The sequence below is a fragment of the Burkholderia sp. MSMB1826 genome (assembly GCF_001526325.1).
Lineage (GTDB): Bacteria > Pseudomonadota > Gammaproteobacteria > Burkholderiales > Burkholderiaceae > Burkholderia.
Genome location: NZ_LOYN01000026.1, coordinates 65,173 through 86,145, shown reverse-complemented (window position 1 = coordinate 86,145; position 20,973 = coordinate 65,173). Strand labels below are relative to the sequence as shown.

Genomic DNA, 20,973 nt, shown 5'->3' with positions numbered 1-20,973 from the left:
CTTACACCCCTGCCGGTACTTGCTTGTGCCAGTCGGTCGCGCGCTGGAACGCGTCGGCGACCTGCAGCATCCGGGCTTCGTTGAAATAGTTGCCGATGATCTGCAGACCGACCGGGCGCTTCGCGTTCGCGCCGGCGCCGAAGCCGCACGGCACGCTCATGCCGGGCAGGCCCGCGAGGCTCACCGACAGCGTGTAGATATCCGCGAGATACATCTGCACCGGATCGTCGCCCTTCGCGCCGAGATCCCATGCGACCGTCGGCGACGCCGGGCCCATGATCACGTCGCAGGACTTGAACGCTTCCTGGAAATCGTTCGCGATGATGCGGCGGATCTTCTGCGCCTGCAGGTAGTACGCGTCGTAATAGCCGTGCGACAGCACGTAGGTGCCGACCAGGATCCGGCGCTTCACTTCAGGCCCGAAGCCTTCGGCGCGCGACTTCTTGTACATGTCGAGCAGGTCGCCGTACTGCGCGGCGCGGTGGCCGAAGCGCACGCCGTCGAAACGCGACAGGTTCGACGACGCCTCGGCCGGCGCGATCACGTAGTACACGGGGATCGACAGTTCCGTCTTCGGCAGCGACACCGGCACGAGCGTCGCGCCGAGCGCTTCGTATTGCTTGAGCGCCGCGTCGATCGCCGCGCGCACGTCGTCGGCGAGGCCGGCGCCGAAATACTCGTTCGGCAAGCCGATGCGCAGGCCGGCGAGCGGCTTGCCCGCGTCGTTGCCAGGCGCCCACGGCTGGCCGAGGTGGCGCGTGAAGTCTTCATCGTCGCGCTCGAGGCTCGTCGAGTCGCGCTCGTCGAAGCCGGCCATCGCGTTCAGCAGCAGCGCACAGTCGGACGCGCTCTGCGCCATCGGGCCGCCTTGGTCGAGCGACGACGCGAACGCGATCATCCCGTAGCGCGACACGCGGCCGTAGGTCGGCTTGATGCCCGTCACGCCCGCGAACGACGCGGGCTGGCGGATCGAGCCGCCGGTGTCGGTGCCGGTCGCGGCCGGCGCGAGGCGCGCGGCGACGGCGGCCGAGCTCCCCCCCGAGCTGCCGCCCGGCACCGCGTTCGTGTCCCACGGGTTCTTCACCGCGCCGAACGCGGAATTCTCGTTCGACGAGCCCATCGCGAACTCGTCCATGTTGGTCTTGCCGAGCGTGACCATGCCGGCCGCCTGCAGGCGGGCGACGACGGTCGCGTCGAACGGGCTCTCGTAATTCGCGAGCATCTTCGAGCCGGCGGTCGAGCGCCAGCCGCGCGTGACGAAGACGTCCTTGTGCGCGATCGGCAGGCCGGTCAACGCGCCGCCCGCGCCGCGCGCGAGTTCGGCGTCGGCGGCTTTCGCCTGCGCGAGGGTGAGGTCGGCGTCGACTTGAACGAACGCGTTCAGGTCGCGCGCGGCGTCGATCCGTTTCAGGTAGTGCTGCGCGAGCTCGACGGCCGAGCATTCCTTGGCGGCGAGCGCGGCGCGCAGTTCGGTCAGGCTTTTTGCGTGCATTGAGTGGTTTTCCTGGGAATTCTGGGTGGCGCGCGGCGCCGAGCGGCCGGCGCGCTTGTCATCGAACGCTTACTCGATCACCTTCGGCACGAGATAGAGGCCGTCCTGGACGGCCGGCGCCGGACGCTGGTTGTCGTCGCGATCGACGACTTCCGTCACGGCGTCGTCGCGCAGGCGCTGCGCGACTTCCTGGATCTGTTCGATCGGGTGGGCGAGCGGCGCGATGCCGGCGGTGTCGACCGCCTGCATCTGCTCGACGAGGCCGAAGAATTCATTGAGCTGGCCGAGCATGTGCTCGGCGTCGGCGTCGGCCATTTCGAGTCGCGCCAGGTGCGCGATGCGTTTCACATCGGTCAGGGTCAGGGCCATGCGATCACCGGAAAAACAAGGCTGCGCAGTGCGTCGAAAGCAGCACTGCGGCGGGGGGTTGGAGGGTGCGATCCCACCCTCAAAAATCGGGGCCGAAGCGGCAAAAATACCGCCCGTTTCGATTCAAATACCGAGAAATTATAAGGTATCATTACGCGTTCGACCCAAACCCGGCAGCCTTTTCCCGCACCGTTTCGCCCCTCTTCGGCAAGCCGTGCGTGCTTCGTGCGATCCCCGGTAGACATCACTCGCAGCTTCGTGCGCCGCGGCGGCCGCTTCCGCCACGCTTCCCGAGGCTGTTATTTTTTCCGCTGCCGCCCTCAGCGCTCGCTATGCAGGGCCGGCCCAGAGCGAAACAGGATTCTGAATGTTCGGTTTTTTGCGCAGCTACTTCTCCAACGATCTCGCGATCGACCTCGGCACCGCAAACACCCTGATCTACATGCGCGGCAAGGGCATCGTGCTCGATGAGCCGTCCGTCGTGTCGATCCGCCAGGAAGGCGGCCCCAACGGCAAGAAAACGATCCAGGCGGTCGGCAAGGAAGCCAAGCAGATGCTCGGCAAGGTGCCGGGCAACATCGAGGCGATCCGCCCGATGAAGGACGGCGTGATCGCCGACTTCACCGTCACCGAGCAGATGATCAAGCAGTTCATCAAGACGGCCCACGAGTCGCGCATGTTCTCGCCGTCGCCGCGCATCATCATCTGCGTGCCGTGCGGCTCGACCCAGGTCGAGCGCCGCGCGATCAAGGAAGCGGCGCACGGCGCCGGCGCGTCGCAGGTCTACCTGATCGAGGAGCCGATGGCGGCCGCGATCGGCGCGGGCCTGCCGGTGTCGGAAGCCACCGGCTCGATGGTCGTCGACATCGGCGGCGGCACGACCGAAGTCGGCGTGATCTCGCTCGGCGGCATCGTCTACAAGGGCTCGGTGCGCGTCGGCGGCGACAAGTTCGACGAGGCGATCGTCAACTACATCCGCCGCAACTACGGGATGCTGATCGGCGAGCAAACCGCCGAGGCGATCAAGAAGGAAATCGGCTCCGCGTTCCCGGGCTCCGAAGTCAAGGAAATGGAAGTGAAGGGCCGCAACCTGTCGGAAGGCATCCCGCGCAGCTTCACGATCTCCAGCAACGAAATCCTCGAAGCGCTGACCGATCCGCTGAACCAGATCGTGTCGTCGGTGAAGATCGCGCTCGAACAGACGCCGCCGGAACTCGGCGCCGACATCGCCGAACGCGGGATGATGCTGACGGGCGGCGGCGCGCTGCTGCGCGACCTCGATCGCCTGCTCGCGGAAGAAACCGGCCTGCCGGTGCTCGTCGCGGAAGATCCGCTGACCTGCGTCGTGCGCGGCTCCGGCATGGCGCTCGAGCGCATGGACAAGCTGGGCAGCATCTTCTCGTACGAGTGATCGCCGAGTGATCGCCTAGGCAGTCCCGTTTGATATGACGCACGCGCGGCGTGGCCGGATCGCTCGTTCAGAACGAACCGCCGCGCCGTTTGCGCGTCTGAGCATTATTTAACCGATCACACGCGCCCGGCGCCGACCATGGAATACAGTCCGCCGCCCCTCTTCAAGCAAGGTCCGCCCGCGCTCGCGCGGCTCATCTTCTTCGTCGCCCTCGCCATCGCGCTCCTCGTGTCGGACGCGCGCTTCAGCACGCTCGAAATCGTCCGCGGCGTGCTCGGCACCGTGCTCTATCCGCTGCAACGCGCGGCGCTCGTCCCGCGCGACCTGTTCATGGGCGCGGCCGACATCGCCGTCACCGGCGCGTCGCTGCGCCACGAGAACGACGACCTGCGCAAGCGCAACCTGCAGCTGTCCACGCAGGCCAATCAGGCCGCCGTGCTCGCGCAGGAAAACGCGCACCTGCGCGCGGTGCTCGAGCTGCGCCAGCACATCGCGACGCAATCGACGCCGGTCGAGATCCAGTACGACACGAGCGACCCGTTCACGCAGAAGATCGTGGTCGGGCAAGGCTCGCAGCAAGGCATCCAGGACGGCTCGCCCGTCGTCAGCGAGGACGGCGTGGTCGGCCAGGTCACGCGCGTGTTCCCGCTGCAATCCGAAGTCACGCTGGTCACCGACCGCGATCTCGCGATTCCCGTGCAGGTGCTGCGCACCGGCCTGCGCAGCGTGATCTACGGCACGCCGAAGGGCGATTCGCTCGACCTGCGCTTCGTGCCGACGAGCGCGGATCTCGTCGCCGGCGACGAGCTCGTCACGAGCGGCCTCGACGGCGTCTATCCGCCCGGCCTGCCGGTCGCGAAGGTCGTGCGCGTCGACAAGCTCGCCGATACCGCGTTCGCCCGCGTGACCTGCGCCCCGGTCGCGGCCGTGCGCGGCGCGCGCCAGATGCTCGTGCTGCATTACCGGAACGACATCCCGCCGCGCCCGGCCGAGCCCGATCCCGCCGCCGACAAGAACGCGAAGGGCAAGAAGGGCGCGAAAGCCGCCGCGAAGGCCGAGAAAACGGACAAGGCCGAGAAGGCCGACGCGAACGCGAAACCGGCCGCCGCGGCCCAGCCGGCCGTTGCGAAGCCGGCGCCGGCCGCCCCCGCCGCGCCGGCCAAGCCCGCCGCCGGGCAATCGGGAGCCCAGCGATGAACCGCCCGCAATACATCCTGCAGCCGGTCAATCCGTACTTCATCGTCTTCAGCCTCGCCGCCGCGTTCCTGCTGAACCTGATGCCGTGGGGCCGCCTGCCCGGCGTGCCCGACTTCGTCGCGCTCGTGCTGCTGTTCTGGAACATCCACCAGCCGCGCAAGGTCGGGATGGGCGTCGCGTTCGCGCTCGGCATCCTGATGGACGTGCATGACGCGGGGCTGCTCGGCGAGCACGCGCTCGCCTATACGCTGCTGTCGTACGGCGCGATCACGATCCACCGCCGCGTGCTGTGGATGCCGATCGGCGTGCAGGTGCTGTACGTCACGCCGCTGCTGGTCGGCGCGCAGCTCGTCCCGTTCGTGATCCGCCTGCTGATGGGCGCCGCGTTCCCCGGTTGGCGCTATCTGGTCGACGGTTTCGTCGAAGCCGCGCTGTGGCCGATCGCGAGCCATCTGCTGCTGATGCCGCAACGCCGCCCGGTCGACCCGGACGATACGCGCCCGATCTGAGCCGGACCGACCTTGAATACCCGCCGCCCCCACGCCCGCCGCGCGCCGTGCTCCGGGGCGGCACCTCGCCCGCGCCCGCGCGCGGGCCAGATTGCCCTTAAATGACCGAATTCAACGACACCCAACAGCAGCTCTCGAGGTTCCGCCTGCGCGTCGCGGCGGCGGGCGTGTTCGTGTTCGTCTGCTTCGGGCTGCTCGCGAGCCGCTTCTTCTACCTGCAGCTGATGCAGCACGGCAAATACGCGCTGCAGGCCGAGGAAAACCGCATCTCGGTCGCGCCGATCGTGCCGAACCGCGGGATCATCACCGATCGCAACGGCGTGATCCTCGCGAAGAACTACTCGGCGTACACGCTCGAGATCACGCCGTCGAAGCTCGACGACACGCTCGACAACACGATCGACAAGCTGTCCGAGATCGTCCCGATCGACGCACGCGACCGCCGCCGCTTCAAGAAGCTGCAGGAAGACTCGAAGAACTTCGAGAGCCTGCCGATCCGCACGCGGCTCACCGACGCCGAAGTCGCGCGCTTCACCGCGCAGCGTTTCCGGTTCCCCGGCGTCGACGTGCGCGCGCGGCTGTTCCGCCAGTACCCGCTCGGCATGACGGCCGCGCACGTGATCGGCTACATCGGCCGGATCTCGAAGCGCGACCAGGATCGCATCGACGCGATGAGCGACGACAACGACAGCGACCAGGAACACTACGATCCGCGCCGCGACGCGAACAACTACAAGGGCACCGACTACATCGGCAAGATCGGCGTCGAGCAGAGCTACGAAACCGAGCTGCACGGGCTGACCGGCTTCGAGGAAGTCGAGGTGACGGCCGGCGGCCGGCCGGTGCGCACGCTGTCGCGCACGCAGGCGACGCCCGGCAACAACCTCGTGCTGTCGCTCGACATCGGGCTGCAGCAGGTTGCCGAGCAGGCGTTCGCGGGCAAGCGCGGCGCACTCGTCGCGATCGAGCCGAAGACGGGCGACGTGCTCGCGTTCGTGTCGTCGCCGAGCTTCGACCCGAATTCGTTCGTCGACGGCATCGACCAGCAGACCTGGGACGAACTGAACAACTCGCCCGACAAGCCGCTGCTGAACCGCCCGCTGCACGGCACCTACCCGCCCGGCTCGACGTACAAGCCGTTCATGGCGCTGGCCGGCCTGACGCTCGGCAAGCGCACGCCGGGCTGGGGCTTCCAGGATCCCGGCTACTTCACGTTCGGCGGCCACACGTTCCGCAACGACGTGCGCTCGGGCCAAGGCTGGGTCGACATGAACAAGGCGATCATGGTGTCGAACGACACCTACTTCTACATGCTCGCGCGCGACCTCGGCGTGAACGCGATCGCGAACTTCATGAAACCGTTCGGCTTCGGCCAGATCACCGGTATCGACATCCAGGGCGAGGCGCGCGGGATCCTGCCGTCGACCGACTGGAAGAAGAAGGCATTCAAGAAGGCCGCGCAGCAGAAGTGGTTCGACGGCGAGACGATCAGCCTCGGGATTGGCCAGGGCTACAACTCGTTCACGATCCTGCAGCTCGCGCACGCGACCGCGACGCTCGCGAACAACGGCGTCGTGATGAAGCCTCACCTCGTGAAGGAAGTCGAGGATCCGATCTCGCGTGCACGCCACCTGACCGTGCCGAAGGAAAGCGACGTGATCCCGCTGAAGGCGGCCGACATCGACGTCGTGAAGCGCGGGATGGAGAACGTGATCGAGAACCCGTCCGGCACCGCGTACAAGGTGTTCCGCGGCGCGCCGTACCTCGCCGCCGGCAAGACCGGCACCGCGCAGGTGTTCTCGCTGCAGGGCTCGAACTACAAGGGGCACCTGCTCGCCGAACATCTGCGCGACCACGCGCTGTTCATCGCGTACGCGCCGGTCGACCACCCGCAGATCGCCGTCGCGCTGGTCGTCGAAAACGGCGGCTGGGGCGCCCAGGCCGCCGGCCCGATCGCGCGTCGCGTGCTCGACTACTACCTGGTCGAGCGCCAGAACCCGAAGAACGAGGCCGCGGCCGTAGCCGCCGCGGCGTCGGCCACCGAGCCGGTGAGCGCGCCCGTGGTCGGCGACACCTCGAAGCCCGCCACCATCGCGGCCGGCTTCACCGCGCTGCCGCAGCCGGTCGTGCCGTCGGCGGCCAGTGCGGCCGAGGCGGCATCGGCCGCATCGGCGGCCTCCGGCACGGCCGACGCCGGCGCCACTGCCACGCCGCCGGCCGACGCGAGCGCCGCGGCGCCGATGGCCGCGAGCCTGCCGCCGATCCGGCGCCCGCACCGGCCGCGCCGGCCCGCGAGCGACGCGCAGCCGCTCGTCGCCACGCCGCGGGACGACAACCACCGTGCGACGGCCCCCGCGAAAGCGGCGGACGCCGGCACCGCTCATTGACGGAGAAAGGCATGCAATTCGACAAGCGCGCCTGGCTCGACAAGATCAAGCAGATGTTCGCCGGGTTCGACCGCCCGCTCGCGCTCATCGTGTTCCTGCTGCTGTGCGTCGGCATCGTCACGCTGTACAGCGCGTCGATCGACGTGCCGGGCCGCGTCGAGGACCAGTTGCGCAACATCCTGCTGACGTTCGTGCTGATGTGGGTGATCGCCAACATCCCGCCGACCACGCTGATGCGCTTCGCGGTCCCGCTCTACACGTTCGGGGTCACGCTGCTGATCGCCGTCGCGCTGTTCGGGATGACCAAGAAGGGCGCGAAGCGCTGGCTGAACGTCGGCGTCGTGATCCAGCCGTCGGAAATCCTCAAGATCGCGACGCCGTTGATGCTCGCGTGGTACTACCAGCGTCGCGAAGGCGGGCTGCGCTGGTACGACTTTGTCGCCGCGTTCGGGATCCTGCTGGTGCCGGTCGGGCTGATCGCGAAGCAGCCCGACCTCGGCACGGGCCTGCTCGTGTTCGCGGCCGGCTTCTTCGTGATCTACCTCGCCGGCCTGTCGTTCAAGCTGATCGTGCCGGTGCTCGTCGCGGGCGTGATCGCGGTCGGCTCGATCGCCGTGTTCGAAGAGCGCATCTGCCAGCCCGAAGTGCAGTGGCCGCTGATGCACGATTACCAGAAGCACCGTGTGTGCACGCTGCTCGACCCGACGTCCGACCCGCTCGGCAAAGGCTTCCACACGATCCAGGCCGTGATCGCGATCGGCTCGGGCGGCGTGCTCGGCAAGGGTTACCTGAAAGGCACGCAGGCACACCTCGAATTCATTCCGGAGAAGCACACCGACTTCATCTTCGCGGTGTTCTCCGAGGAATGGGGGCTCGCCGGCGGCCTCGTGCTGCTGACGCTGTACATGGCGCTGATCGCGCGCGGGCTCTACATCGCCGCGCAGGGCGCGACGCTGTTCGGCCGGCTGCTCGCGGGCTCGCTCACGCTCGCGTTCTTCGTCTACGCGTTCGTCAACATCGGGATGGTGAGCGGCGTGCTGCCGGTCGTCGGCGTGCCGCTGCCGTTCATGAGTTACGGCGGCACCGCGCTCACGACGCTCGGCATCGCGATCGGGATGATCATGAGCGTCGGGCGGCAGCGGCGGCTGATGAAGAGCTGAGCGCGCGGCCTGCACCGCGGCGCTCGGAAACGACGATGCCGGCGTGAGCTGCGCCCCAAGGATTGGACTCGATCCAACCTTTTGGGGCGTGTTTCGATGAATCGCCTGGATGGCTTGGGCGCGGGCCGCTTACTGCGGCGGCGCGTGCGGCTTGCCTTGCTCGGCGCCGGCACCCGACGCCGGCGTCGGCGCCTTCAGGCGCGCGCTCAACTCCTTGAATTTCAGCTCGGCCGTCTCGTCGCCCTGCGCGGCTGCCGCCGCGTAATACGCGCGTGCGATGTTCAGGTTCTGCGCGACGCCGTCGCCGCCGCGCTCGTAGAACGACGCGGTCACGTACTGCGCGATGGGCTCGCCCGCGTCGGCGGCCTGCTTGTACCACGCGAATGCCTGCCGGTTGTCGCGCGGCGTGCCGCGCCCGTCGAGGAACTGGTTCGCGAGCGACAGCTCGGCCTGCACGTGCCCCTGCTTCGCGGCCCGCAGGAACCAGCGATGCGCTTCGGCCGGGTTGCGCGCGACGAACTCGCCATCGTCGAACATCCGGCCGTATACGTACTGCGCATGCGACATGTTCGCGTCCGCCGCGCGCTTCAGCCAGCGCAGCCCTTCGTCGACGTTCGCCGTCACGCCTTCCCCGGTCAGCAGCATCATCGCGTAGTTGAACTGCGCAAGGCGATCGCCGCGCTCGGCCGCGTCGTGGAATTGCACCAGCGCCGCGCGATAGTCGCCGGCGTTGTAGTCGGCGACCGCCGATTGCGTCTCGTGCGACGGATCGGGCTTCGCTTGCGGCGCGCCCTGCGCGGCCGCCGCCGCACACACGGCCCACAGGCCGACCATCGTCCCGATCCGCGCGCGCCGGCGGCACGCACCGTCTGCGCCGTTCATGACCGTACCTCCTGCAACGCCTGCCGCGTCGCGCGCAGCAGCCAGCTCACGTCGGCCGACACCGTGATCATCCGGTAACCGGCCTCGCGATACTGGCGCGCGGCTGCCGTGTCGCCGGCGAAGATGCCGACCGCGACGCCGGCCTGCTTGCCGGCCGCGAGCACGCGCGCCATCGCGGTTTCGACGTCCGGGTGGCGGATATCGCCGAGATGCCCGAGGCTCGCCGCGAGATCGGCCGGGCCGACGAACAGGCAATCGACGCCGGGCGTCGCCGCGATCCGCTCGACTTCGTCGACGCCGCGCGCCGATTCGACCTGCACGATCACCGCGACCTGCGCATTCGCCGTCTGCAGATAGTCGCGGCGCATGCCGAACGCCGCCGCGCGCACCATGCCTGCGACCCCGCGCAGCCCGTCGGGCGATTCCGGCGACGGAAAGCGCGTGAGCCGCACCGCGTGCGCGGCGTCGTCGGGCGTCTCGATACACGGAAACATCAGCGTGCGCGCGCCGGCGTCGAGCGCGCGCTTCACGAGCCACGGCTCCCGCGCCGGCACGCGCACGACCGGCTCGCTCGGCAGGTGCGCCGCGGCGATCGCGCGCAGTTGCGACGCCACGTCGCGACTGTCGTTCGGCGCATGCTCCATGTCGATGCAGAGCCAGTCGTAACCGGCATGCGCGAGCGCTTCCGCGGCCGAGTCGCTGCCGAGCGACAGCCACAGGCCGTACAGCGGCTCGTCGCCGTCGCGCAGGCGTTGTTTGAGGGAATTGGTGAGCGTGCTCATCGATACGGCCTCCGGAACGGAACGGCAATCGAACGGGACAAGCAACAGGCGAAGCGAAACGCGCGGCGCCGGGCAATCGAAGCATGGCGACGGCGGCGGATCGCGCGCCGGAGAACGTGAGTCGGATCGGGCCGGCCGATCTGACAGCGGGCCGCGCAATCGCTCACGCGAGCGTTTTTCGGTGCCGCACGACGATCATAGCGCGGCGGGGTGCTCGATGCGGGAACAGACGGGGGAAGCCGTACCGGCACGGCGCGGAGGAAGGCGAGCCGGCGGCGCGACGAGGCGGCCCACGCCGGACGGCGGGGCTGCCTCTCGGGAGGGCAGGTCAGCGGCCGGGCTGGCGCTCGACGTCGGCCCAGCAGTTCGGCGTCTCGTACAGGCGCACGCGCTCGAGGCGCAGGTTCACGCCGTAGTGCGCGTCGTACACGTTCGCGAGGAGGTCGAACGCGATCGCCGCGAGGTTCTCGACGGTCGGAATCCGATCGAGCACGACGGTCTTGTGGTCGGCCATCTGCTCGAGAAACGAGCGCACGACCTCGTCGCGCGCATAGACCAGGAACGCGTGGTCCCACTTGCTGACCAGGTGCTCGACCGCGAGCGCCTTCACGTCGGCGAAATCCATCACCATGCCGCGGTCGGGCGCCCCCTCGGTATCGACGAGATCGCCGCGCAGCGTGATTTCGAGCACGTAGCGATGGCCGTGCAGGTTCCTGCACTGGCTGCGGTGATCGGGAATGCGGTGGCCCGCGTCGAATTCGAGTTTTCGGGTAATCAGCACGATGTCAAAAGCCGTGGCTCAGGGAATGTTCAGATATTTATGGGTCTGCATCGACAGCCGCCACTGCGGATGACGCTTGCACCAGTCGATCGCGAGCTTCGTGTTGAGGTCGCGCGACGGGCCGTCCATCGGCTGCACGAGAAAATACGCGAAATCGAGCTTCGCGTAGTCGGCCAGCCGCTGGTTGTCCTGCGGAACGACGACCTTCAGTTCGTTGCCCTTCGTGACGACGAGCGGCGCATCGGCCTTCGGGCTCACGCAGATCCAGTCGATCGATTCGAGCACCGGCAGCGAACCGTTGGTCTCGATCGCGATCTCGAAGCCCGCCGCATGCAGCGCGTCGACGAGCGGCTGGTCGAGCTGCAACATCGGCTCGCCGCCCGTGCAGACGACGAAGCGGTGCGCTTCGCCCTCCGGCCACAGGCCGGCGATCGTCGCGACGAGCGCCGCGGCGTCCTTGAACTTGCCGCCGTTCTCGCCGTCGGTGCCGACGAAGTCCGTATCGCAGAAGCGGCACACGGCCTCCGCACGATCCTCTTCGCGGCCCGACCACAGGTTGCAGCCGGCGAACCGGCAGAACACGGCCGGCCGGCCCGCATTCGCGCCCTCGCCCTGCAACGTGTAGAAAATTTCCTTGACCGCGTAAGTCATCGTGCTTCGTCCGGCTTGCGCCGCTCGTTGTCGATCAGAATCCGTTGTCCATCAAGCGCTGCCCGCGCAGCCGCGTCACAGCGGCGCTTCGGTCACGCGCTCGCCCTTCAGGTAAGCCTCGTAGCCGCGCTTGCGCAGCTTGCAGGCCGGGCATTCGCCGCAGCCGAAGCCCCAGTCGTGCAGTTCCGCGCGCTCGCCCACGTAGCACGTGTGCGTCTCGACGCGGATCAGTTCGACGAGCGTCTCGCCGCCGAGCTGTTCGGCGAGCTGCCACGTCTGCGCCTTGTCGAGCCACATCAGCGGCGTCTCGAGCACCATGCGCGTATCCATCCCGAGATTCAACGCGACCTGCAGCGCCTTCATCGTGTCGTCGCGGCAGTCGGGATAGCCCGAAAAGTCGGTCTCGCACATCCCGCCGACCAGCACGCGCAGCCCGCGGCGATAGGCGATCGCCGCGGCGATCGTCATGAACATCAGGTTGCGGCCCGGCACGAACGTGTTCGGCAGGCCGTTTGCCGCCGTCTCGATCTCGATCGTGCGCGTCATCGCGGTATCGCTGATCGCGCCGAGCACCGACAGGTCGATCATGTGATCGTCGCCGAGCCGGTCCGACCACGCGGGAAACTTGCGCTTCAGCGCTTCGCGCACGCCTTCGCGACACTCGAGTTCGACGCGATGGCGCTGGCCGTAATCGAAGCCCAGCGTCTCGACCGTCTGGTAGCGCTCGAGGGCCCATGCCACGCACGTGGCGGAGTCCTGCCCGCCGGAAAACAACACGAGCGCGCCGTCTTTAGCGTCTGTCCGAATCACCGTGATACTCCGTGAATGTGTAGGCTCGCGTCGCACTGCGCCCCGAGGCCGGCTGCCGCCGGGCGGCCCGACGCGGCCGGCCTGCGCCGGCTCGACCAGTATAGGCAGCGCGGTCGGCCGCGAATGCGGCGGCGCGCTTATACCGCTCATCGCGCGGCATCGTTGCCGCGCGCCACGGCAGGCGCACCGCGGGCAGCCTGCCATGCGCATGAAGCGATGCGCTAAGTCATTGAGCGGGCACGGATTTTATCATGCTCCGGCGAATGCTGCCGGGCTCGCCGCCCACGACACGCAATACCCACCACAAACGAAAAACCCCAAGAACCTTCCGATTCTTGGGGTTTTAAATGCTGGTGGCCTGGGACGGAATCGAACCATCGACACGCGGATTTTCAATCCGCTGCTCTACCAACTGAGCTACCGGGCCAACGAAGAATGAAAGTATATCGAGCTATTGGTCCCCGAGCAAGTGCTTTCGCAAAATATTTTACAGCGCGCCTTCGGACGGCTTCTTGCCGAGCTCGACCCCGAGCTGCTTGAGCTTGCGATACAGGTGCGTGCGCTCGAGGCCCGTCTTCTCCGCGACGCGCGTCATGCTGCCGTTCTCGCGCGCGAGGTGATATTCGAAGTACGCGCGCTCGAACGCATCGCGCGCTTCCCGCAACGGGATGTCGAACGGGATCGCGGCCGTCTGGCCCGCGAGGCCGAGCGCCGACGCCATGTCGTCGCCGAGCGTCGGCAGCGCTGCCGCCGACGCGACCGCCGCCGGCCCCGCGGCCTGCCCGCCGCCCGCCTTCGCCGCCGCGTTCGCAGACACCGGCGCCGCGCCGCGTGCGAGACCGTGCTCGACGGCCTTCAGCAACTTCTGCAGCGCAATCGGTTTCTCGAGGAAATCGAGCGCGCCGATCTTGGTCGCCTCGACGGCGGTATCGATCGTCGCGTGCCCGGACATCATGATCACGGGCATCGTCAGCAGCCCCTGCGCCGCCCATTCCTTGAGCAGCGTGACGCCGTCGGTATCGGGCATCCAGATATCGAGCAGCACGAGATCGGGCGCCTGATTCAGCCGGTATTCCCGCGCGGCCTGCGCGTTCTCCGCCGCCTCGACGACATGTCCTTCATCGCTGAGGATCTCCGAGAGCAATTCCCGGATGCCCATTTCATCATCTACCACCAGGATGGTTGCCATTTACGCTGCCTTTGTCTGCTCACTTGCTTTTGTCTTGGCGGAAGCCGCCCCGTCCTGTGCACCGGATTCGGCGCCTGGCGTATCGCTCGCCATCTGCAGGAAGAGGATCGACACCTGCGCACCCTCGACGGTCTCGCCGTGCATGCGATTGCGCAGATCGATCCGCGCGCCGTGCTCGTCAACGATTTTCTTGACCGTGGCCAGCCCGAGCCCCGTGCCCTTCGCCTTCGTCGTCACGTAAGGCTCGAACGCGCGCGTCAGGATGCGTGCCGGAAAACCGGGCCCGTTGTCGGACACGGTCAGACGTACCGCGACGCGCGTTTTGCCCTCGGCGTCGGGGTCGCCATATTCTACTGTCTTGGTTTCGATCAACACACGCGGATGCGCGGACTCCGCGACCGAATCCTGCGCATTCTGCAGCAGGTTATGAATCACCTGGCGCAATTGCGTCGCGTCGCCGCGAATCACCGGCAGCGACGGCGCGAGCTCGGCGACGATCGCGCTCTTGCCTTCGCCGACGCCGTACAGCCCGAGCACCTCGCTCGCCAGTTCGTTCAACTGCAGGTTCGCGAGCACCGCCGGCGGCGTGCGCGCGTATTCGCGGAAATCGTCGACCATCCGCTTCATCGCGGCCACCTGGTTCACGATCATCGTCGCGCCGCGCTTGAGCACGTCCGCGTCGGGCGGCGCGAGCTTGTCGGACAGCTTCATCTGCAACCGCTCGGCCGACAGCTGGATCGGCGTCAGCGGATTCTTGATCTCGTGCGCGAGCCGCCGCGCGACCTCGCCCCACGCGACCGAACGCTGTGCGGAAATCACGTCGGAGATGTCGTCGAACACGACGACGTAACCGGACGTCTGTGGATCGTCGGCTTGCCCCTCGACCGTCGACACGAGACGCGTGCCGCGCACGAGCAGCGTCAGCGGCTCGGTTTCGCCCGGCACCTCGATCGCGAACTGCTGCTGCCAGTGGCCGCGATCGCCGCTGCCGCCGTCGGACGCCGCCTCGCGATCGGCGAACGCCTTGCGCACCATCGCGCCGAACCCGGCGGCCACGCCGATCCGGTCGAGCGTCGTGCCGATCAGCGAGTTGAACGGTTGCCGGAAGATTCGCTCGGCGCCGCGATTGGCCGTCGTCAGCCGGAACTGGCGGTCGAGCACGAACACGCCGGCCGTCAGGTTCGCGAGGATGCTCTCGAGATACGTCTTCGAATGCTCGAGCGCGATGCGGTTCTTCTCGACCGCGAGCCGCGCCTCGGACAACTGGCGCGTCATCGCGTTGAACGACTGCGTGAGGAAGCCGAGTTCGTCGCGCGTCTTGATCTCGCGCTTCGGCGTGTAGTCGCCTTCCGTGATCTCCTTCGTGCCCTGCGCGAGCAGGAACAGCGGCCGCGCGAGCTGCTGGCCGAGCGCGAGCGCGAGCATCATCGCGATGAAGGTCGCGAGGAACAGCGCGAGCGTCAGCGTGCCGATGTACATCTTGCGCAGGCCCGTGCGGCCGAGCGACTTTTCCTGGTACTCGCGGTACGCGCGCTGCACGGCGTCCGCGTTGTGCGCGAGCGTCGGCGGCACCGGCTGCGTGAGCTGCAGGAACCGCTCCGCCGGCTGCAGCAGCGACGTCGTCGCATCGGGAATCGGGCGCACGACGCGCAGCCGCAACGCGCCCTTCGCGCCATGCGCGCGCGGGTCGCCGTCGACTTCGCCCTCGATCGCCGCATACGCGCCGTGTTCGCGCGCCTGGCTCAGCATCAGCGGCGTCGGCAGGTCGTCCGGAATCAGCGCCGCGAAATTGCCCGACGCCTGCGCGACGATGTGCAGGTCGGGCGCCGCGCCCGAGCCGCCGCGGCTCGGCTCGACGATCGTCGCGTCCTGCACGCCGAACTGGTCGCGCAGCCGCAGCAGCGTGAGCGTCGTGCCGTTCGTGTTCGCATCGACGCTCGCGAGCTGGTCGGACATCAGCCGCGCCTTCGTCTGCAGATCGGACAGCGACGCATCGAGCATCCCGCGGCCGAGGTTCAGCCCGGCCGTCAGCGCCGTCTCGACGTTCACGTCGAACCACGACTCGATACTGCGCGACACGAACTGGTACGACACGACGTAGATGATCCCGCCCGGCACCACGCCGACGAGCGCGAAGAACACCGCGAGCTTCGCGAGCAGCCGCGTGCCGAACTTGCCCTTGCGCAGGCGCACGACGATCATCCCGATCAGCCCGAGCACCACGAGCAGGAACACGAGCGCGACGACGATGTTCGTCGCGTACAGCCACGAGTAGTAGCGGTCGAAGAATTCGGTGTTCGCGCTCGCGGCCGCGAGCAGGACGAGCAGCAGCAGCGCGGTCAGCGCGACGGTCGAGACGATCACGCGGATGAGGAGGCTCTTCCCGCTGGCCGCGCGGCGTACTTTATTTAGCACGTTCGGTCACCGTGAAGTTGAAGCGCTTCCAGTCCGACCCGAGCGTCCAGTCGCGGTTGTTCACAGCATCGACCTGGAACGGCTTCGGCATCAGCGCCGTATCGAGCTGCATCCGCACCGATGCCGTGTAGGTTTCGCCCGCGCGCACCTGGTTGCGGTCGATCACGTGCCACGACGTGATGTGGCGGACCACCGCGAGCGCATCCTTCAGCGACGGGAAGCCAAGCTGCAGGCCGCCCGTCGACACGCGATACTCGCGCGTGAGCGGCTGGAACGACAGGCGAATCGTCTGCGTGACCGACACCGGCTGCTCGTCGAACCAGTACCAGCGCGCGCGGCTCAGTTCGAAGTCGGTCGTGAAGTAAAGCGGGATGCCCTTGTTGACGGCATCCTCGAGGCTCGGATTCAGCTCGAAGTCGAAACGCGCGTCCAGGCTCCAGCCGCTTCCGTCCGACTGAAGCGACGCGCGCTGCACGGCGATCGATTCGGCATGCGCCGGCCGGACGACGGCCAGGCACAGCGTCAACGCGACCAGCAAGACGGCCGCGAGCCGAAATGGAAAAAGGTGTTTGATCGTCACCGTTTCTGAAACCGCGCGTAGAAAAATCCGTCGTGATCGATGTTCTGGTCGAGTGCGCCGGCGGCCGCCCGCCCCTGCACGCCGCCCGGCAGCAGTTGGCCAGGGGCGTCCAATCGTACCGCATCTTCGCAGGCCGCTTCAAACCAGCGGGCCTGCCATTCGCCTTCCTCAGGAAAGATCGAACAGGTCACGTAAAGCAGTTCGCCGCCCGGCTTCACGAGCGGCCACAGCGCCGACAGGATGCGACGCTGCTCCGCGACGAGCGCCGGGATGTCGGCCTCGCGGCGCAGCCAACGGATATCGGGATGCCGCCGCACGATACCGGATGCCGAGCACGGCACGTCGGCCAGGATGCGATCGAACGGGCGCCCGTCGTACCACGCGTGCGGCGTGCCCGCGTCGCCGACGCACACGTTCGCTGCGAGCGACAGGCGCACGAGATTCTCGCCGATGCGCGCCGCGCGCGTCGCGTCGCTTTCGAGCGCCACGACGTCCGCATCGGCGAGCTCGAGAATATGGCCGGTCTTGCCGCCGGGCGCCGCGCACGCGTCGAGCACGCGCATGCCGTCGCGCGCGCCGAGCCATTCGGCCGCGAGCTGCGCGCCGGCGTCCTGCACCGACACCACGCCGTCGGCGAATCCCGGAATGCGATCCACCGGCAGCGCCGATGCGAGCCGCACCGCATGCCGGCCGATCGCGGTCGCGTCGATCCCGCTTGCGCGCAACGTGTCGAGATACGCATCGACGCTCGCGCGACGCGCATTCACGCGCAGCGTCAACGGCCCCTGACGCTCGCCGGCCGCGAGGATCGCCTGCCACGCGTCCGGCCATGCGCGCTTCACCGCATCGACCCACCACGCGCGGTAGTTCCAGTGCGCGACCGGGTCGTCCTGCATCGCCGCGGCGAGTGCGTCGCGCTCACGCAGGAAACGGCGCAGCACCGCGTTGACCATCCCCTTCGCGAATGCGAACTCGCGCCGCGCACCGATGACCGTGACGGCCTGGTCGACCACCGTGAACGCCGGGTACGCGGCCTCGTCCGCCGGGTCGAGCAGCAGCGCGAACGCGCCGGCGAGCACCGCGTGCACGTGCGCGGGCGGCGCCTTGTCGATGAACTTGCCGATCAGCCAGTCCGCGCTGCCGAGGCGGCGCATCGTCCGGTAGGCGACGTCCTGCGTCGCGCCGCGCGCGAGCGCCTGCGCACCGGACGGCATCTGCGCGAACACCGCCGACAGCGCCGCCGGCAACGCGGTGCCGCGTCGCACCGCATCGACCGCCTGCGCGGCCGCGTCGAGCGCGAAGCCGAGCGAATCGGGCGCCAGGTGCAGCGCGGACAGGCGCGCCGGGCGGCCGGAAGAAGTCGGAGCGGAAAAACGGGGTCGTGTCATCGGTGCGGAATCGGCAAACAAGCGCCACAATCGGGTGCGACAAACCAATGCGGCAAGCAGCGGCGGCAAACGGCGGGATCGCGGCCGCCAGGTGGCCCTGCGATCCCAAACCGCGCATTGTAGCGTGCGACCATGCCGCCCCCTTTGGCCCCTTTACGGCGCGCACAAATGAAACACCCCGCAGCGCGGAGCATGCGGGGTGGCGGAGCGGCCTGCGCGCGGCAACGGCCGCGCGCTACGCCGGGGCATCAATCGAAGCGGCCGGTGCGCGCCATCTCCATCAGGCGCGCGATGCGCTCCTCGGTGGCCGGGTGCGTCGAGAACAGGTTCTGCAGGCCACCGCCGTGCAGCGGGTTCATGATCATCATCTGCGCGGTGGCCGGATGCGCCTCGGCCGCCTGGAACGGGATGCCCGCCGCGTAGCGATGGATCTTGTCGAGTGCGGTGGCCAGCGACTGCGGATCGCCGGAAATCTGCGCGCCGCCGCGGTCGGCCTCGAACTCGCGGGCCCGCGAAATCGCCATCTGGATCAAGGCGCCTGCGATCGGGGCGAGCAGCGCGACCGCGATACCCGCGATCGGGTTGGCCGGCCGGCCGTTCTCGTCGCGCCCGCCAAAGAACATCGCGAAGTTCGCGAGCGCCGAAATCGCGCCCGCCATCGTCGCGGTGATCGTCGAGATCAGGATGTCGCGGTGCTTCACGTGCGCGAGCTCGTGCGCCATCACGCCGCGCATCTCGCGCTCCGACAGCACGCGCAGGATGCCCGTCGTCGCCGCGACCGCCGCGTGCTCGGGGTTGCGGCCCGTCGCGAACGCGTTCGGCGCGTCCTCGTTGATCAGGTAGACGCGCGGCATCGGCAGATTCGCGCGCGTGGCCAGCTCGCGCACCATCCGGTAGAACTGCGGCGCCGTGCTCTCGTCGACTTCCTGCGCGTTGTACATGCGCAGCACCATCTTGTCGGAGAACCAGTACGAGAAGAAATTCATGCCGAGCGCGAACAGCAGCGCGATCGTCATGCCGCGCGAGCCGCCGATCATCCCGCCGATCACGATGAACAGGGCCGTGATCGCGGCCATCAGCATCGCCGTTTTGACCCAATTGAACATACCCACTCCTTATCCGTCAGGGGACCCGCCGCGCATGACAGCGCACGGCGGAAAATTGTAAGCGATTTGTTAGATAAGGTCTCGCCGGAAAAATTCAATCTCAGCGTTGCGCGCTCGCCAGACGAAGGCCGAGGCCGACGAAAGCGCTGCCGACCGTGCGGTCAAGCCACTTCTTGACGCCCGGCTTGCCGGCGAAGCGCTGCGTGACGCTGCCCGCCACCCACGCGACGACGCTCGTCCAGACCGTGCTCATCGCGACGAACACCGCGCCGAGGGTCAGGAATGCCCAGGCCTTGTGCGGACTGTCGGCCGACACGAACTGCGGGAAGAACGACACGAAGAACAGCACGACCTTCGGATTCAGCACGTTGGTCCAGAAACCCTGCATGAACAGCTGCCGCAGCGGCCTGGCGGCCGCGGCGTGCGTGGCTTCGGCGCCCGACGGCGCGGCGGCCTGCTTCGCGACGATCATCCGCACGCCGAGATAGATCAGATACGCGGCGCCGACCAGCTTGATCACCGTGAACGCGGTTGCCGACGCCGCCAGCAGCGCGGTCAGGCCGAATGCGCATGCGAGCGCGTGGACGCAGCAGCCGGCCGAAATACCGAACGCCGACATCAGCCCCGCGCCGCGCCCCTGCGCGACGCTGCGGCCGATGATGTAGGCCGTGTCGGGGCCGGGCGTGATGTTCAGCAGGAAAACCGCGAACACGAAGAAGCCGAAATGGACGATGCCGAACATGAAAACCTCGAAACCGGAAAGCGCAGGGAAATTCTACGCGTGCCTGCGGCCCCGCGCGACTCGGCCGTCCGGCCAGTTGCGCGGGGCCGGCGAATCCGGTCGAATGGCGCTCAGGCCGTGTCAGTCGATGTCGGGCAGCGCGAAACGCTGGCCCGCGGCGAGCGGCGAACCGGCGAGGAATTCGCGCGCGGGCAGCCGCTTGCCGCCCGGCTTCTGCAACTGCGTGACGCGCAGCGCGCCGCTGCCGCATGCGACCACCACGCCTTCCGGCGCGGCCTCGACGATCGTGCCGGGCGCCGCGTCGCCGCGCGCCGCCACGGGCTCGGCCGCCCACAGCTTGATGGCCGCACCGTCGAGCGTCGCGACGCCGCCCGGGAACGGATCGAACGCACGCACCTGCCGCGCGAGCACGTCGGCGGGCTTGCGCCAGTCGAGCGCCGCTTCGTGCTTGCCGATCTTTTCCGCGTAGCTCACGCCGTCGGCCGGCTGCGGCGTCGCCGGCAGCGCGCCGTCGCGCTCGAGCCGCACGAGCGCGTCGACGATCAGTCGCGCGCCGTCGGCGGCGAGCCGGTCGTGCAGCGTCGCGGTCGTATCGTCGGGCGCGATCGCGATGCGCGCCTCGTCGATCATCGCGCCGGTGTCGAGGCCGGCATCCATCTGCATCAGCGTGACGCCGGTCTCGGCGTCGCCCGCTTCGATCGCGCGATGGATCGGTGCGGCGCCGCGCCAGCGCGGCAGCAGCGACGCGTGGATGTTGATGCAGCCGGCGCGCGGGATGTCGAGCACCTCCTGCGGCAGCAGCAGGCCGTACGCGGCCACCACCATCACGTCGTGCGGCGTCGTGCGCAGCAGCTCGATCGCGTCGGCCGCCTCCGCCGGATACTTGCCCGCGCGGCGCAGCGACGGCGGCTGCGCGACGGTCATCCCGTGCTCGACGGCGTAGCGCTTCACCGCGCTCGCCTGGAGTTTCATCCCGCGGCCGGCCGGGCGATCGGGCTGGGTGAGCACGAGCGGCACCGGGAAACCGGCCTCGTGGATCGCGGCGAGGGCAGCCGCGGCGAATTCCGGCGTGCCGGCAAAAATCACGCGCAACGTATGGGTCATGACAGCGTTCGGGGTCGG

19 protein-coding genes and 1 tRNA gene are annotated in these 20,973 nt (G+C 68.3%); 5 read left to right on the top strand and 15 right to left on the bottom strand.

Annotation, left to right across the window (positions count from 1 at the left end):
- Position 1: 1 nt before the first annotated feature.
- Entirely contained in the window at positions 2-1,492 is a 1,491-nt protein-coding gene (gatA, locus tag WS95_RS16500; protein ID WP_059824690.1) for an Asp-tRNA(Asn)/Glu-tRNA(Gln) amidotransferase subunit GatA, read from the bottom strand.
- Positions 1,493-1,561: 69 nt separating this feature from the next.
- Positions 1,562-1,861, bottom strand: a complete 300-nt coding sequence (gene gatC, locus WS95_RS16495) for an Asp-tRNA(Asn)/Glu-tRNA(Gln) amidotransferase subunit GatC (protein WP_006485929.1) — start codon at positions 1,859-1,861, stop codon at positions 1,562-1,564.
- A gap of 367 nt (positions 1,862-2,228) precedes the next feature.
- Here gatC and WS95_RS16490 point away from each other — a divergent pair, with 367 nt between their 5' ends.
- From WS95_RS16490 to rodA, 5 genes are all read left to right on the top strand, one after another.
- Positions 2,229-3,272 carry a rod shape-determining protein gene (locus WS95_RS16490; protein WP_004189550.1) on the top strand — a complete coding sequence of 348 codons (1,044 nt, stop codon included), beginning with the start codon at positions 2,229-2,231 and terminating at the stop codon, positions 3,270-3,272.
- 138 nt (positions 3,273-3,410) lie between these two features.
- On the top strand, positions 3,411-4,469 hold the full coding sequence (mreC, locus tag WS95_RS16485; protein ID WP_059824688.1) for a rod shape-determining protein MreC: 1,059 nt from the start codon (positions 3,411-3,413) through the stop codon (positions 4,467-4,469).
- Entirely contained in the window at positions 4,466-4,978 is a 513-nt protein-coding gene (gene mreD / locus WS95_RS16480) for a rod shape-determining protein MreD (protein WP_027785749.1), read from the top strand. Before mreC ends, mreD begins: the two co-directional genes overlap by 4 nt.
- Positions 4,979-5,079: 101 nt before the next feature.
- Positions 5,080-7,365, top strand: a complete 2,286-nt coding sequence (mrdA, locus tag WS95_RS16475; RefSeq protein WP_034208687.1) for a penicillin-binding protein 2 — start codon at positions 5,080-5,082, stop codon at positions 7,363-7,365.
- A gap of 11 nt (positions 7,366-7,376) precedes the next feature.
- Complete coding sequence (gene rodA, locus WS95_RS16470; RefSeq protein WP_034208688.1) at positions 7,377-8,525, top strand: rod shape-determining protein RodA; 1,149 nt, start codon at positions 7,377-7,379, stop codon at positions 8,523-8,525.
- 129 nt (positions 8,526-8,654) lie between these two features.
- Here the strand turns inward: rodA and WS95_RS16465 are convergent, their stop codons facing one another.
- The 13 genes from WS95_RS16465 to fmt form a co-directional block, all read right to left on the bottom strand.
- The gene (locus WS95_RS16465; RefSeq protein ID WP_059824686.1) at positions 8,655-9,407 is read right to left on the bottom strand and encodes a tetratricopeptide repeat protein; all 753 of its coding nucleotides are present in this window, start codon (positions 9,405-9,407) and stop codon (positions 8,655-8,657) included.
- A complete protein-coding gene (locus tag WS95_RS16460; protein WP_006495381.1) occupies positions 9,404-10,189 on the bottom strand; it encodes an HpcH/HpaI aldolase family protein in 786 nt (261 codons plus the stop codon). The genes WS95_RS16465 and WS95_RS16460 overlap by 4 nt, the downstream gene beginning before the upstream one ends.
- A 328-nt stretch (positions 10,190-10,517) precedes the next feature.
- Entirely contained in the window at positions 10,518-10,970 is a 453-nt protein-coding gene (queD, locus tag WS95_RS16455; RefSeq protein WP_027785754.1) for a 6-carboxytetrahydropterin synthase QueD, read from the bottom strand.
- An 18-nt stretch (positions 10,971-10,988) separates the two neighbouring features.
- A complete protein-coding gene (gene queE, locus WS95_RS16450) occupies positions 10,989-11,621 on the bottom strand; it encodes a 7-carboxy-7-deazaguanine synthase (protein ID WP_059780752.1) in 633 nt (210 codons plus the stop codon).
- 75 nt (positions 11,622-11,696) lie between these two features.
- Positions 11,697-12,431: a 7-cyano-7-deazaguanine synthase QueC gene (queC, locus tag WS95_RS16445; RefSeq protein ID WP_034208692.1), complete on the bottom strand. Its 735-nt coding sequence runs from the start codon at positions 12,429-12,431 to the stop codon at positions 11,697-11,699.
- A gap of 351 nt (positions 12,432-12,782) precedes the next feature.
- Positions 12,783-12,858: transfer RNA gene (locus WS95_RS16440), tRNA-Phe, on the bottom strand.
- Positions 12,859-12,918: 60 nt separating this feature from the next.
- A complete protein-coding gene (esaR, locus tag WS95_RS16435; RefSeq protein ID WP_034208693.1) occupies positions 12,919-13,620 on the bottom strand; it encodes a response regulator transcription factor EsaR in 702 nt (233 codons plus the stop codon).
- A complete protein-coding gene (esaS, locus tag WS95_RS16430) occupies positions 13,621-16,035 on the bottom strand; it encodes a sensor histidine kinase EsaS (protein WP_034208694.1) in 2,415 nt (804 codons plus the stop codon).
- Complete coding sequence (locus tag WS95_RS16425; RefSeq protein WP_059780817.1) at positions 16,025-16,615, bottom strand: DUF4390 domain-containing protein; 591 nt, start codon at positions 16,613-16,615, stop codon at positions 16,025-16,027. The genes esaS and WS95_RS16425 overlap by 11 nt, the downstream gene beginning before the upstream one ends.
- Entirely contained in the window at positions 16,612-18,003 is a 1,392-nt protein-coding gene (rsmB, locus tag WS95_RS16420; protein WP_034208786.1) for a 16S rRNA (cytosine(967)-C(5))-methyltransferase RsmB, read from the bottom strand. The genes WS95_RS16425 and rsmB overlap by 4 nt, the downstream gene beginning before the upstream one ends.
- A 248-nt stretch (positions 18,004-18,251) precedes the next feature.
- Positions 18,252-19,109, bottom strand: a complete 858-nt coding sequence (gene htpX / locus WS95_RS16415; RefSeq protein ID WP_034208696.1) for a zinc metalloprotease HtpX — start codon at positions 19,107-19,109, stop codon at positions 18,252-18,254.
- A 100-nt stretch (positions 19,110-19,209) separates the two neighbouring features.
- Positions 19,210-19,851, bottom strand: a complete 642-nt coding sequence (locus WS95_RS16410; protein WP_034208697.1) for a LysE family translocator — start codon at positions 19,849-19,851, stop codon at positions 19,210-19,212.
- Between the two features lie 120 nt (positions 19,852-19,971).
- Complete coding sequence (gene fmt, locus WS95_RS16405; protein WP_034208698.1) at positions 19,972-20,955, bottom strand: methionyl-tRNA formyltransferase; 984 nt, start codon at positions 20,953-20,955, stop codon at positions 19,972-19,974.
- Between the last annotated feature and the right edge of the window lie 18 nt (positions 20,956-20,973).

What these genes read in the sequence shown, in the direction of transcription:
- WS95_RS16465 (WP_059824686.1), bottom strand. Translation starts at nt 9,407, where the DNA reads ATGAACGGCGCAGACGGTGCGTGCCGCCGGCGCGCGCGGATCGGGACG.
- WS95_RS16410 (WP_034208697.1), bottom strand. Translation starts at nt 19,851, where the DNA reads ATGTTCGGCATCGTCCATTTCGGCTTCTTCGTGTTCGCGGTTTTCCTG.
- htpX (WP_034208696.1), bottom strand. Translation starts at nt 19,109, where the DNA reads ATGTTCAATTGGGTCAAAACGGCGATGCTGATGGCCGCGATCACGGCC.
- mreC (WP_059824688.1), top strand. Translation starts at nt 3,411, where the DNA reads ATGGAATACAGTCCGCCGCCCCTCTTCAAGCAAGGTCCGCCCGCGCTC.
- rodA (WP_034208688.1), top strand. Translation starts at nt 7,377, where the DNA reads ATGCAATTCGACAAGCGCGCCTGGCTCGACAAGATCAAGCAGATGTTC.
- mreD (WP_027785749.1), top strand. Translation starts at nt 4,466, where the DNA reads ATGAACCGCCCGCAATACATCCTGCAGCCGGTCAATCCGTACTTCATC.
- gatA (WP_059824690.1), bottom strand. Translation starts at nt 1,492, where the DNA reads ATGCACGCAAAAAGCCTGACCGAACTGCGCGCCGCGCTCGCCGCCAAG.
- WS95_RS16490 (WP_004189550.1), top strand. Translation starts at nt 2,229, where the DNA reads ATGTTCGGTTTTTTGCGCAGCTACTTCTCCAACGATCTCGCGATCGAC.
- fmt (WP_034208698.1), bottom strand. Translation starts at nt 20,955, where the DNA reads ATGACCCATACGTTGCGCGTGATTTTTGCCGGCACGCCGGAATTCGCC.
- esaR (WP_034208693.1), bottom strand. Translation starts at nt 13,620, where the DNA reads ATGGCAACCATCCTGGTGGTAGATGATGAAATGGGCATCCGGGAATTG.
- WS95_RS16460 (WP_006495381.1), bottom strand. Translation starts at nt 10,189, where the DNA reads ATGAGCACGCTCACCAATTCCCTCAAACAACGCCTGCGCGACGGCGAC.
- gatC (WP_006485929.1), bottom strand. Translation starts at nt 1,861, where the DNA reads ATGGCCCTGACCCTGACCGATGTGAAACGCATCGCGCACCTGGCGCGA.
- rsmB (WP_034208786.1), bottom strand. Translation starts at nt 18,003, where the DNA reads ATGACACGACCCCGTTTTTCCGCTCCGACTTCTTCCGGCCGCCCGGCG.
- mrdA (WP_034208687.1), top strand. Translation starts at nt 5,080, where the DNA reads ATGACCGAATTCAACGACACCCAACAGCAGCTCTCGAGGTTCCGCCTG.
- queE (WP_059780752.1), bottom strand. Translation starts at nt 11,621, where the DNA reads ATGACTTACGCGGTCAAGGAAATTTTCTACACGTTGCAGGGCGAGGGC.